The organism is Flavobacterium sp. UBA7680 (assembly GCF_002482975.1).
GTDB lineage: Bacteria > Bacteroidota > Bacteroidia > Flavobacteriales > Flavobacteriaceae > Flavobacterium.
On record NZ_DLHA01000053.1, the window covers coordinates 1 to 13,461 of the forward strand.

Annotated in this window: 9 protein-coding genes; 7 read left to right on the forward strand and 2 right to left on the reverse strand. The window is 33.2% G+C overall.

The genetic code is table 11. The features are described 5' to 3' along the window. Nucleotides 1–159 precede the first annotated feature (159 nt). From ilvD to acs, 5 genes are all read left to right on the forward strand, one after another. Nucleotides 160–1,833 carry a dihydroxy-acid dehydratase gene (gene ilvD / locus B3C18_RS22065; RefSeq protein ID WP_053474513.1) on the forward strand — a complete coding sequence of 558 codons (1,674 nt, stop codon included), beginning with the start codon at nt 160–162 and terminating at the stop codon, nt 1,831–1,833. A 179-nt stretch (nt 1,834–2,012) separates the two neighbouring features. Continuing rightward, a complete protein-coding gene (ilvB, locus tag B3C18_RS22070; RefSeq protein ID WP_291151927.1) occupies nt 2,013–3,707 on the forward strand; it encodes a biosynthetic-type acetolactate synthase large subunit in 1,695 nt (564 codons plus the stop codon). Nucleotides 3,708–3,764: 57 nt separating this feature from the next. Beyond that, entirely contained in the window at nt 3,765–4,286 is a 522-nt protein-coding gene (gene ilvN / locus B3C18_RS22075; protein WP_053474515.1) for an acetolactate synthase small subunit, read from the forward strand. Between the two features lie 87 nt (nt 4,287–4,373). Then, the gene (gene ilvC, locus B3C18_RS22080) at nt 4,374–5,843 is read left to right on the forward strand and encodes a ketol-acid reductoisomerase (RefSeq protein WP_291151930.1); all 1,470 of its coding nucleotides are present in this window, start codon (nt 4,374–4,376) and stop codon (nt 5,841–5,843) included. Nucleotides 5,844–6,347: 504 nt separating this feature from the next. Next, the gene (gene acs, locus B3C18_RS22085; protein ID WP_291151933.1) at nt 6,348–8,258 is read left to right on the forward strand and encodes an acetate--CoA ligase; all 1,911 of its coding nucleotides are present in this window, start codon (nt 6,348–6,350) and stop codon (nt 8,256–8,258) included. A gap of 429 nt (nt 8,259–8,687) precedes the next feature. On the opposite strand, the gene B3C18_RS22090 is transcribed toward acs, so the two are convergent. Both B3C18_RS22090 and B3C18_RS22095 read right to left on the reverse strand, forming a co-directional pair. Beyond that, nucleotides 8,688–9,284 carry a 3'-5' exonuclease gene (locus tag B3C18_RS22090; protein ID WP_291151935.1) on the reverse strand — a complete coding sequence of 199 codons (597 nt, stop codon included), beginning with the start codon at nt 9,282–9,284 and terminating at the stop codon, nt 8,688–8,690. 3 nt (nt 9,285–9,287) lie between these two features. Next, on the reverse strand, nt 9,288–11,201 hold the full coding sequence (locus B3C18_RS22095) for a DUF294 nucleotidyltransferase-like domain-containing protein (RefSeq protein WP_291151937.1): 1,914 nt from the start codon (nt 11,199–11,201) through the stop codon (nt 9,288–9,290). Nucleotides 11,202–11,877: 676 nt separating this feature from the next. Here B3C18_RS22095 and B3C18_RS22100 point away from each other — a divergent pair. Both B3C18_RS22100 and B3C18_RS22105 read left to right on the forward strand, forming a co-directional pair. Continuing rightward, nucleotides 11,878–12,204, forward strand: coding sequence for a hypothetical protein (locus B3C18_RS22100; protein ID WP_291151940.1), 327 nt, complete (start codon nt 11,878–11,880; stop codon nt 12,202–12,204). Nucleotides 12,205–12,286: 82 nt separating this feature from the next. Beyond that, a partial coding sequence (locus B3C18_RS22105) for a hypothetical protein (RefSeq protein WP_291151942.1) occupies nt 12,287–13,461 on the forward strand: 1,175 nt, incomplete at its 3' end.

The window sequence follows — 13,461 nt, forward strand, 5'->3', positions numbered from 1 at the left end:
GATGCAAATCTCAATTATTATTACTTCTGTCGTTGTTGTCAATGTGTTTCGCACATCTGCATCGGGAATGGTATAAATATAATTGAAAAACTATATTACAAACCTTCCAAATACTGGAAGGTTTTTTTTTGAATAAAAATTAAAATAAATAATACAATAATGGAATTAAATAAGTACAGCAAAACCATCACTCAAGATCAAACACAGCCAGCGGCGCAAGCGATGTTGTACGGTATTGGTTTAACTGAAGAAGATTTGAAAAAAGCACAAGTAGGGATTGTGAGCATGGGTTACGATGGTAACACGTGTAACATGCACCTGAATGATTTAGCAAAAGATGTTAAAAAAGGTGTTTGGGATGCAGATCTGGTCGGACTTATTTTTAATACCATTGGTGTAAGTGACGGAATTTCAAACGGTACTGAAGGAATGCGTTATTCATTAGTGTCTCGTGACGTTATTGCAGATTCTATAGAAACAGTTGCAGGAGCACAATGGTACGATAGTATTATTGCAATTCCTGGCTGTGATAAAAATATGCCCGGAGCGTTAATCGCAATGGGAAGATTAAACCGTCCGTCAATGATGGTTTACGGAGGATCTATTCACTCTGGAAAATGGAAAGGAGAATCTTTAAATATCGTTTCTGCTTTTGAAGCTTTAGGAAAAAAAGTAAAAGGAGAAATTACTCCGGAAGATTTTAAAGGTGTTATTCAAAACGCTTGTCCGGGAGCTGGTGCTTGTGGCGGAATGTATACTGCAAACACTATGTCTTCTGCAATTGAAGCATTAGGAATGAGTATGCCATACAGCTCTTCTAACCCTGCTTTAAGTCAGGAAAAAAGAGACGAATGTCTTGCTGCCGGAGCTGCAATTAAAATTTTATTAGAAAAAGATATTAAGCCAAGAGATATTATGACTCGTAAAGCTTTCGAAAATGCTATTACAATTGTAGCAGTTTTAGGAGGTTCTACAAATGCAGTTATGCACTTAATTGCAATGGCACATTCTGTTGGTATCACAATTACTTTGGATGATTTTCAGGCTATTAACGACAGAACTCCGGTTCTTGCTGACATGAAACCAAGTGGTAAATATATGATGGAAGATATTCATGAAGTGGGAGGTATTCCGGGAGTAATGAAATATCTATTAAAAGTTGGATTGATTCACGGAGATTGTTTAACTGTAACAGGAAAAACAGTTGCCGAAAATTTAGCTTCAACTCCGGATTTACAAGATGGACAAGAAGTAATTCACGAAATTCAAAAAGCATTAAAACCAACAGGAAATATTCAGGTTTTATACGGAAATCTTGCTTCTGAAGGCGCAGTAGCAAAAATCAGCGGTAAAGAAGGAGAATATTTTGAAGGACCGGCTGTTGTTTTTGAAGGTGAATTTGAAGTAATTCCAGGTCTTCAGGCCGGAAAAATTAAACCAGGTAATGTAGTCGTCATCAGGGGTTGTGGACCAAAAGGTGGTCCGGGAATGCCTGAAATGCTAAAACCGACATCAGCGATTATTGGAGCTGGATTAGGAAGCAGCTGTGCACTAATTACAGATGGTAGATTCTCCGGAGGTTCACACGGATTCGTGGTAGGACACGTTACACCAGAAGCATATGATGGTGGTGGTATTGCACTAGTAAAAGATGGAGATATAATCGCTATCGACGCTGTGAAAAATACAATCGACCTGAAGATATCTGATGAAGAATATGCAGCTCGTAAAGCAGCTTGGGTTCAACCAGCGCTAAAAGTTGACAGGGGAGTTTTACTTAAATACGCAAGATCGGTTTCAAGCGCATCAACAGGATGTGTTACCGATAACTAGCATTCAATTACAATTTTAAAAAACAATTTCAATAACAATGTCAATATCAAAATTTAATTGCAAGAAAAGGTAAAAAAAACAAAAGATCAATTTAAAATTTATAGTTGAAATTGATTTTTGCATTGCCATTGAATTTTGATATTGAAATTGATTTTTGCGATTGAAAAAAAATATACCAAATGGGAACAATTAGGATATCAGGCGCCGAAGCCGTTATTAGATGTTTATTAGCAGAAGGAGTAGACTTAATTTATGGTTATCCGGGAGGAGCAATCATGCCGGTTTATGACGAATTATATAAATTTCAGGATCAGTTACACCATGTTTTAGTGCGTCACGAACAAGGTGCAACGCACGCTGCTCAGGGTTATGCAAGAGCGACAGGAAAAGTAGGAGTGGCAATTGCTACTTCTGGACCGGGAGCAACAAATTTAGTTACCGGAATTGCTGATGCTCAAATCGATTCAACTCCAATGGTTTGTATTACCGGACAAGTTGGAAGACATTTATTAGGATCTGATGCTTTTCAGGAAACAGATATTATCGGAATTTCGACTCCGGTTACAAAATGGAATTTTCAGGTAACAGAGGCTTCTCAAATTCCTGAAATCATTGCAAAAGCATTTTATATTGCTCGTTCTGGACGTCCGGGACCAGTATTAATAGATATTACTAAAAACGCTCAGTTTGATGAGTTAGATTTTAGTTATGAAAAATGTACTGGAATTAGAAGTTATGTTCCGGTTCCGAAATTAAAATTAGATAAAGTTGCCGAAGCTGCAGCGTTAATCAACAGCGCTAAAAAACCTTTTATAGTTTTCGGACAGGGAATTATTTTAGGTCAGGCTGAAGCCGAGTTTAAAGCAGTTCTTGAAAAATCAGGAATTCCGGCAGCGTGGACTATTTTAGGACTTTCGGCTCTGCCAACAGATCATCCTTTAAATGTAGGTATGTTAGGAATGCACGGAAATTATGCGCCAAACTTACTAACGAATGAATGTGATGTTTTAATTGCCTTCGGAATGCGTTTTGACGATCGTGTTACAGGTAAATTAGCTACTTACGCAAAACAGGCAAAAGTAATTCACTTCGAAATTGACCCTGCAGAAGTTGATAAAAACGTTAAAACAGAAGTTGCTGTTTTAGGTGATGTAAAAGAATCTTTAGTTGCTTTATTACCATTATTGGATGCAAAATCTCACGATTTATGGCATAATGAGTTTAAAGAATTGGCTAAAATAGAATATGATACAGTTATTAAAGACGAATTAAACCCAGAAACTCCGGGACTTTCAATGGGTGAAACTGTCGAAATGATCAACAAACACTCAAAAGGTGATGCGATTATAGTTTCAGATGTTGGTCAGCACCAAATGTTTGCGTGTCGTTATGCTAAATTTAATTCAACAAAAAGTAATATTACTTCCGGTGGATTAGGTACAATGGGATTTGCGCTTCCGGCTGCAATTGGAGCCAAAATGGGAAGACCAGATCGTGAAGTTGTAGCTATTATTGGTGATGGAGGTTTCCAAATGACCATTCAGGAATTAGGAACAATTTTCCAGACTCAGGTTCCGGTAAAAATTGTAATTCTAAACAATGAATTTTTAGGAATGGTGCGTCAATGGCAGGAATTGTTTTTTGACAACAGATACGCATCAACAAAAATGATTAATCCAAATTTTACTGCAATTGCCGAAGGGTATCATATTAAATCTAAGAAAGTTACGAATCGTGAAGATTTAGATGCTGCAGTTGCCGAAATGCTTGCTTCAAAAGATTCTTATTTCTTAGAAGTCATGGTCGAGAAGGAAAACAACGTTTTCCCAATGATTCCAACAGGAGCATGTGTATCAGAAATTAGATTAAGCTAAAAAAGAAGTTTCAATCCCGATTTTTATCGGGAAAAATAAACTTTAAACAAAAATTACATGGAAGATAAAACATTTACCATATCGGTATACTCAGAAAATAACGTGGGTTTATTAAATAGAATATCTGGAATATTCTTAAAGCGTCACATTAATATATTAAGTCTAAATGTTTCAGAATCAGAAATAGAGAATGTTTCAAGATTTATCATTGTAGTAAATACAACAGAGAAATGGGTTCAGAATATTGTAGGACAGATTGAAAAACAAATCGAAGTTATAAAAGCATTTTATCATACAGATGAAGAAACAATTTATCTTGAAAATGCACTTTTTAAAATCGCTTCAAGTTTGTTGTTTGATGAAAAACAAATTCAAAATATCATCAAAGACAGCCAATCGACGATTGTAACAGTTTCAAGAGATTTTTTCGTGATTTCAAAATCAGGAAGACGTTCAGAAATTGAAGATTTATACCAAAAATTCAAACCATACGGAATTATGCAATTTGTACGTTCGGGAAGAATTTCGGTTTCTAAAGAAAAAATGGAGATTTCATCATTGTTAGAAACCTTCAAATAAAGAATTAATATGTGATATTACACGATCACAACCAATTATAAATAAATTAATTACTAAATTTCATTTCATTAAATATTTTAAAACAAAATGGCAAATTATTTCAACACATTACCACTTAGATTACAATTAGAGCAACTTGGAGTTTGCGAATTTATGGAGCAGTCAGAATTTGCAGACGGAATTTCAGCATTAGCAGGGAAAAAAGTTGTTATTGTTGGATGTGGTGCACAAGGTTTGAATCAAGGTTTAAACATGAGAGATTCAGGTTTAGATATTTCTTACGCATTGCGTGCAGATGCAATTGCTGAAAAGAGAGCTTCATATAAAAATGCAACTGAAAATGGGTTTAAAGTAGGTACTTATGAAGAGTTGATTCCAACTGCTGATTTAGTTTGTAATCTTACTCCAGATAAACAACACACATCTGTTGTTACTGCGATTATGCCATTAATGAAACAAGGATCGACTTTAGCGTATTCTCACGGTTTTAATATTGTTGAAGAAGGAATGCAGATTCGTGAAGATATCACGGTTATTATGTGTGCTCCTAAATGTCCGGGTTCTGAGGTTCGTGAAGAATATAAAAGAGGTTTTGGTGTACCAACACTTATTGCAGTTCACCCTGAAAATGATCCAAACGGATTTGGTTTAGATCAGGCAAAAGCTTACGCTGTAGCAACTGGAGGACATAAAGCAGGAGTTTTAAGATCATCTTTCGTTGCCGAAGTAAAATCAGATTTAATGGGTGAGCAGACAATTCTTTGTGGATTGCTTCAAACTGGATCTATTTTATGTTTTGATAAAATGGTTGAAAAAGGAATCGATAAAGCATATGCTTCAAAATTAATTCAATACGGATGGGAAACTATCACTGAAGCTTTGAAACACGGTGGTATCACAAACATGATGGATCGTTTAAATAATCCTTCTAAAATTGAAGCTTACGAATTAGCAGAAGAATTAAAAGACATCATGCGTCCGTTATTCCAAAAACACCAAGACGATATTATTTCTGGAGAATTCTCAAGAACTATGATGATTGACTGGGCTAATGACGATGTTAATTTATTGAAATGGAGAGCAGCAACAGGAGAAACTAACTTCGAAAAAACAGCTCCGCAAGAAGCTCCAATTTCTGAGCAGGAATATTTTGATAATGGAGTTTTAATGATTGCTATGGTAAAAGCTGGTGTTGAGTTAGCTTTTGAAACTATGACAGAGGCTGGAATCATTGAAGAATCTGCTTATTATGAGTCATTACACGAATTACCATTAATTGCAAACACAATTGCAAGAAAGAAATTGTTTGAAATGAACCGTGTAATTTCTGATACTGCAGAATATGGCTGTTATTTATTTGATCACGCTTGTAAGCCATTGTTGACTGAATTTATGAAAAAAGTAGAAACAAATATTATTGGAAAACCATTTTCAACTTCAAATGGAGTAGATAATAATATTTTAATTGCAGTTAATAAAGAAATTCGTCAGCATCCTATTGAAGAAGTAGGAGCATGGTTGAGAGAATCAATGACAGCAATGAAAAAAATTGTATAATAAAATTGGGAATTTCCACGCATTCCGAATGTAGTGGAATTTGCTCTGTATCAATGTTTTAAATTAATATTTTGAATTAGTAAGCACTTATTAAGAAAATAGATATAGATGCATTTTGCATTCACTTAACTTCTGTGAGAAGTAAGTTAAGTGAAGCGGATCCCTAAAATTGGGGTATATTTTTTAATCAAAAAATATACTTGTTGAAATTTCTATTATAATTAATAAAGCTGCTGCTATTTTCAAAGTAGGGAAAGCATTTGTAATGCAGAATTACAAAATTAATTGTTATTGAAATTTGTTAAATAAAAAGGTATGATAATTTCTTTGTCATACCTTTTTTGCGATTTAGATTTTTTCTTAAAACGTCTTTTTTTAGAATAACTTTAAAAAAAACATATATTTTATTTATTATATGTTTTTTTTATACAAAATTTATGAATTAAATAATTTTAAGAATAGACGCATATTTAATACATTTATAAAAAAAAATTCCACAAACCTATGAGTTATTATAAAATTGAAAATTTAGAACAATATTTTAAACATTACAATAAGTCAATAAGAGAGCCAAGAAAATTTTGGGGGAAAATTGCCGAAGAAAATTTTACTTGGTACCAACAGTGGGAAAAAGTTGTTGATTTTAATATGGCCGACGCCGAAGTAAAATGGTTTACTGACGCTAAAGTTAACATTACCAAAAACTGTATCGATAGACATTTAAGCAAAAGAGGAGAAAAAACGGCTATTATTTTTGAACCGAATGATCCGTCTGAAAACGCTTTACATATAACTTATAATGAATTATACGAACGAGTTTCAAAAATGGCGAATGTTTTGCGTGAGCAGGGAGTTCGTAAAGGAGACCGCGTTTGTATTTATTTACCAATGATTCCTGAATTAGCTGTTTCTGTTTTGGCTTGTGCCAGAATTGGAGCGATTCACTCTGTAGTTTTTGCCGGATTTTCTGCTTCTGCAGTTTCTGCAAGAATTATCGACAGCGAATGTAAAATGGTAATCACATCTGATGGAGGTTACAGAGGAAACAAAACAATTGATTTAAAATCTATCGTTGACGAAGCCTTAGATACTTGTCCATCAGTTTCTAAAGTTTTAGTGGTAAAAAGAACAAAAACAGAAGTGGCAATGAAAGAAGGTCGTGACATTTGGTTGCAGCCTTTATTAGACGCTGCTCTTGATAATAGTGTTGCTGAAATTATGGATGCCGAAGATCCTTTGTTTATCCTTTATACATCAGGATCTACAGGGAAACCAAAAGGAATGGTGCATACAACAGCTGGATACATGGTTTATACAGCGTATACATTTAAAAACGTATTCAGCCATGAAGAAAACGATATCTTCTGGTGTACGGCAGATATTGGATGGATAACAGGACACTCATACATTTTATACGGACCATTACTAAATGGCGGAACAACTGTAATTTTTGAAGGAGTTCCTTCTTATCCTGATTTTAGCCGTTTTTGGGATATTATCGAAAAACATAAAATCACACAATTTTATACAGCGCCAACAGCAATTCGTTCATTAGCAAAAGAAAGCTTAGATTATATTCAAAAATATCCTCTAAAATCGCTTAAAGTTATTGGATCTGTTGGAGAACCAATCAACGAAGAAGCTTGGCACTGGTTCAACGACCACGTTGGAGATAAAAGATGTCCGGTTGTGGATACTTGGTGGCAGACAGAAACTGGAGGAATCATGATTTCGCCAATTGCTTTTGTTACGCCAACAAAACCAACTTATGCAACCCTGCCATTACCGGGAATTCAGCCCGTTTTAATGGATGAAAAACGTAATGAAATTGAAGGAAATCAAGTTGTTGGAAGTTTATGTATTAAATTTCCTTGGCCCGGAATCGCCAGAACTATCTGGGGAGATCACCAACGTTATAAAGACACTTATTTCTCTGCTTTCCCTGGAAAATACTTTACAGGAGACGGTGCTTTAAGAGACGAAGTTGGTTATTACAGAATCACGGGTAGAGTAGATGACGTTGTAATTGTTTCTGGTCACAATTTAGGAACAGCGCCAATCGAAGATGCAATTAACGAACACCCAGCGGTTGCAGAATCTGCGATTGTTGGATTCCCACATGATATTAAAGGAAACGCTTTATATGGTTATGTAATCCTGAAAGAAACTGGAGAAGTTAGAGATAGAACGAATTTATCAAAAGAGATTAATCAATATATTTCTGATCATATTGGGCCAATCGCTAAATTAGATAAAATCCAATTCGTTTCTGGTTTACCAAAAACACGTTCTGGAAAAATCATGCGTAGAATTTTACGTAAAATAGCCGAAGGTGATAATTCTAATTTTGGAGATACTTCAACATTGTTGAATCCTGAAATTGTAGATGAAATTTTTAATAATAGAATTTCTTAATTCTAGACTTGTATATAAAAAATGCCTCTTAATATTTTAAGAGGCATTTTTGTTTTTATGATAATCAGCTTTGTCAAAGTTTAAAACTTTGACAAAGCTTAAGTATTTATAATCTATGTCAGGCTGAGCGAAGTCGAAGCCCTCGCAAAGTGATTCTGCATGAGGGGCTTCGACTTCGCTCAGCCTGACAATCGTAATGTTTTAACATGTAGTTTGTCATTTCGAGGAACGAGAAATCGCACAAGAAACTCGACATTGCATATTGCCAATCTTTGTCGAGCAACTAACGGAGATTTCTCGTTCCTCGAAATGACAAGATTGTGTGTGATTCTGCATGACGGGCTTCGACTTCGCTCAGCCTGACAATTACAATTGCTTAAATAAACAATCAAAACTTGAATTTCTTATATAACTTATATGGTGAAAAAATTATCTTATCCCCAATCTCGACTTCAATTTCAAAAACAAAAGCCCAATTTTATAAGCATCTTCCGCAGAAGAATTTCTGTCGCTTTTTGGGATTTTATAAATTTCGCATAAATCGTTTAAAGAAAACTGCTTGTCATTAATATCGGTTAATTTTCGATACATAACATCAATATCGAGCGCTTCATTTTTTAATCTTCCGCAATCTAATCTTTCTAAAGCAGCGTTAAGCATTTCAATGTCAAAATTAATATGATGACCAACCAGAACTGCGTTTCCAATAAAATTAATAAATGCTTCTAAAGCCTCAGCCTCAGGCATTTTATTCATTTTGCTTTCAATAATGAATTCATTAGAAATTCCGTTTTCTTCTAAAAATTTATACTGAAGTAAAACCGCTTCAAAATTCTCTTTAATTATAATACTATCGTCAATTACAGAAAAAGCCCCTAAAGATAAAATAACATCTTTATTAGGGTTTAAGCCAGAAGTTTCAGTCGACAAAACCACATATTTGGTAGGTTTTGCTTCTAATTTTGTTAAGTATTCTTTCCAGAATTCCGGATGATCCTTATTGATATTTTTGATCCAGTCTAGCATATTTTATGAGAATTGTGTAAGTTGAAATTTACTCTTTATAAGTTCCTCAAGGTCTTTCATTGGAGTCAAAGCATTTTTTAACTTCTCTTTGTCTGTTTTAGACATTTCTCTTAAATTAATATATTGTCCGGAATCGTCATTTTTTAAACCTTCAACCGTTCTGAATTTTGAAAGCGTTAAAAAAGCTTCGGCACAACTTAAATATATTTCAGCATTTTTAGAATCGGTAATCGCTAATTGTTTGAATCTTAAATACGTATTTTTGATTCCTTTTATGTTTGCGCTCAAAATTAATAAACGTGCACTGTCAATAAGTGGCATTAAAGCACGGGTTTTAATATCAAATTTTCCTTTTTGTGGACCTTCTTCTTCAACAATGAATTTTTTGAAAAAGCTTAGAGGAGAATTTCTTTTCAAAGCGTCGTTTCCTAAAAAATCAAAGAATAAAGTGTTGTTTACAGCATTTTTAAACACCACATTTTCTATAACTTCTTCAATTTTTGCTTCACCAATTACGATCTCATAATCAAAGAAAATACTGCTCAAATCGTTGCTGTTTTCACCTGGAGTATTCATCCAGCTGTTGTATTGTTTTGTCCAGTCACTCAATGATTTACACCACAACATATTGCTTCCCATATGGCCATTTGGGCAATATTCGTAACCTACTTTCTCAAGGATGGCAGTGGTTCTTTTTGCCAGTCTTAAAAAGTAATCTTTTACCTCACGATATTTCTCCGGAGCAACATCTTCAAAAATCAAAATACTATCCTGATCTGTCAATAAAAGTTGTTCTTTACGTCCTTGACTACCAATGCTTAACCATGCAAATCTGGCAGGAGGGGAGCCTAAATCTAAAATTGATAGTTCTACCGCACGTTTTATAATGGCAAGGTTAATTTCGCTTGCAATATTACTAACATGAGAAATTGGTATATTTTTCTGAATCGAATTCTGAATCAAATCTGATAAACGATCACGAATTTGTTTTAAATCTTTTGGAAGCTGTGAACGCTTAATTTCTTTAATTAAAACACCAGGGTTACTAGCTTGAGCCACAATTAAATCGTGCTCAGAAATAATTCCTTTTACAGCAGATTTACTTGTACCGTCTTTAGTTACGCAAAGGTGAGAAACATTATGTTTCAGCATTAAAAGCTGGGCTTCGGCAAGAGAAACATTTTCAATTACCGTAACAACCGGCGAAGACATTATCTTGTCAATCGTTTCTGTAATAGGGTAACGTCCAGTTGCAATTTTTGAAGATAAATCGGCGTGGGTTACAATACCAATTGGATTATTCTTTTCACAAATCACAATATTATCCACCATAGATTCTGTCATCAAAATAGCAACATCTTTTACAATATGGTGAGATTCTGTTGTTAGCGGAGAATTATTATAAGAAAGAGACTGAATATACTGCATCTCATTCTGTTGATCCATAAAATTACTGTCTGGATCTAGTTTTCCGTTAGAACGGGAATTATCTCGTGTATGTCTTGAATTTACTGCAAAACTTTCCAGTAAAAAGTTTAAAACATCTGAATTATTGGCTACAAACGGACGGAAAACAGCAATTGGAATAGCATAAACAATGCTTTCTTCACGCGCTTTTGCTGTCATCATATAGTTGTTTTTAGCAAAAAACGGGCGTAAACCAAAAATATCACCTTCGTGGCATTTATTTATGATAGTTTCCTCAGCATCAGCAATTGTCGTTAAATTAATGATACCAGAAGCCACGACATAAAAACTGTCGTGAAGCGGATCATTATTTTGAAACAATACTGCATGTTTTTCTAAATTAATGACACGAATATTTGTAGCGATATCTGATAATTCCTGAAAAGTTAAGTTATCAAACGGCGGGTATTCTTTTAAAAAATCTGCAATATGCTCAGCAATTGTATTCATATATGGTATAATATCTTTTAAAATATTGAATGTAAAAATAATAAAATAAACTCTTACAATGAAACCATCTTGCTCAGAATCTAATTATTTTAAAGAAATGTTAAGATTTACTGAATTCAAGGCTTTAAAATAGTTTTTTGAGAATCAATTTTAAATAATTGATTGATTTTCATTGTTATAAATTTACAGTTTTATCAGTTTATAAACTAAATTATTCGATTTATGTTGTTTAGGGAAAGAGGCAGCAGTTTAGATTATTCAGGATTTATAATAATGAATGATTCAGTATAAGATTCTTATAATCTTCTATTTTACATAATATAAATTATAGTTCATTTGTGATATAACTTATTAACTATTACAAATGGCTTTAAAACGTTCCTCTTTAGAGAATTACACGCTATTACTTGTAGAACTAAACAAGATGCGTCACACAAACTTTAATGCAAAAACATTTTTGAAAAAAATGCGTCCATTTTGCAAAACCTCACATTTAAAGTTTAAAACATTATTTCTAAGAATCCGTGGTTCAAATATAGGAATTACAATTAAAGTTTGTACGGATTGCTTTATAGTAACTCAATCTTTTTGTGTTCATGAATTTATTTTTTATTGCAATTCCATGAAAACGCTGATTTCAAAACTTCTTAAACATAATCTTTTAACACCTTAATATATGTCTACAATTTTACTTTTAATTCAAAAACGAGAAAATTTACTTTTGGAATTAGCTGGATTAAATCATGATTTAAACGAGTATTCAAAAAATCCTGTAGAGACTGTCGATTTATTGGGTTTAAAACATCAGCATGATTTTACGATTAGAGAAATTAAAAATATTGGTCAGCAGATAAATGTTTTTTTTAATTCTCAGATTTCAAACTATAAACAAAAATTTTTTGAAGTTGAAAAGAAAATAACCGAAGCAATATCAAAGAAAGAATTCACGATACATGATTTACCTAAAAATCATTATTCACTTTGGCAGGATTCCGAAAATTAATTTTTTGCTACTCCCCTTTCGATTTTTCAATTGTTGCCGTAGGGTATAACGGCAACTAACTCACCCAAACCTACTAAAAACTATGATTTCATATAAAGAAAGGCATCAAGCCAAGACTAAATTTAAAAATAACAATTTAAAACCTACTCTTATAAATATTGACTACTTAATTATTAATCTCGAGGGTCAGCCGTTTGGAGAGTTTCCCGAACATTCAAAATTTCGATTGAAATCTTACGAATACGGAACTAAAATATTTGAGTTAAGAGCAGACTTATATTATGAAGATTTAAAAATCGGTATTTATACCGCAAAACCTCGTTCTGTTATTATGAGCGATCAATTTGCACAATTACAATTTGAAAACAATCTATTTTACACATTGTCTAACGATGCCTTAAGAGGTATCATAAACGCTTTTTGCGATGAAACAAACTACTTTTTTAAGTCTGTTAATAGACTGGATATTTGCCTTGACAAGTCTGATATCAACAATTCTTACCGTAATTTATATAGTAATGTGGTTGCAGGTAACTACCTTATTTCAGGTCGTCCGAAAAATTTACAAAGCTATTTTGAAACGTACAAAGGAAAATCAATACTTAACGGTTTCCAAATAGGAAAAAGAACATCCGATAAAATAATCCGATGCTATAACAAAACGCTGTCATTGCAATTAACTGAAAAGCCATATATAAATGAATATTACGCAAATAATGGTTTGAAAAATGAGAATGTTTGGCGTTTTGAATACCAGTTAAATTCAGCATTTTTTAGAGGTCTAAACGAGTACTCTAAATTAGATATAAATATCAGTCAAACAATGACTTGGGGTCTTTTTGATAAAGCAAATCTTTATGAATTATTGAAGATTGCTAATAAAGGTTTTTTTGAACTTCGTGAGAATACTGGCAAAAGTCAAATCAATAAAGAAAAGCTTATTACCCTTTTTGATTTTGATTTTTTGCAATCTCAAATTACCAAATTCAATCCTATAATTAAACGTTTAAAAAAGGTTGTTCTTTCTTCGACAACAATTAAAAAACGTCTTGCAAAATCTCTATTTAGAGAATATTATGCAAACAATCAAGACATATCTTATATCGTTGCTCTCAATCTTTTACTTGAAGATATGGACATGACTACTGAAAACCAACTTTTAGTATGGTTTCAAAACAAATTACATTTCTATCTGCACGAATTTAGAACAAAGGAAAAATTAGTAAATGATTTTGATTCTGAATTATTCCACGAACA

Excerpts from the sequence above, each read along its gene's own strand:
- acs (WP_291151933.1), top strand. The coding sequence starts at position 6,348 with ATGAGTTATTATAAAATTGAAAATTTAGAACAATATTTTAAACATTAC.
- ilvN (WP_053474515.1), top strand. The coding sequence starts at position 3,765 with ATGGAAGATAAAACATTTACCATATCGGTATACTCAGAAAATAACGTG.
- ilvD (WP_053474513.1), top strand. The coding sequence starts at position 160 with ATGGAATTAAATAAGTACAGCAAAACCATCACTCAAGATCAAACACAG.
- ilvB (WP_291151927.1), top strand. The coding sequence starts at position 2,013 with ATGGGAACAATTAGGATATCAGGCGCCGAAGCCGTTATTAGATGTTTA.
- B3C18_RS22090 (WP_291151935.1), bottom strand. The coding sequence starts at position 9,284 with ATGCTAGACTGGATCAAAAATATCAATAAGGATCATCCGGAATTCTGG.
- ilvC (WP_291151930.1), top strand. The coding sequence starts at position 4,374 with ATGGCAAATTATTTCAACACATTACCACTTAGATTACAATTAGAGCAA.
- B3C18_RS22100 (WP_291151940.1), top strand. The coding sequence starts at position 11,878 with ATGTCTACAATTTTACTTTTAATTCAAAAACGAGAAAATTTACTTTTG.
- B3C18_RS22095 (WP_291151937.1), bottom strand. The coding sequence starts at position 11,201 with ATGAATACAATTGCTGAGCATATTGCAGATTTTTTAAAAGAATACCCG.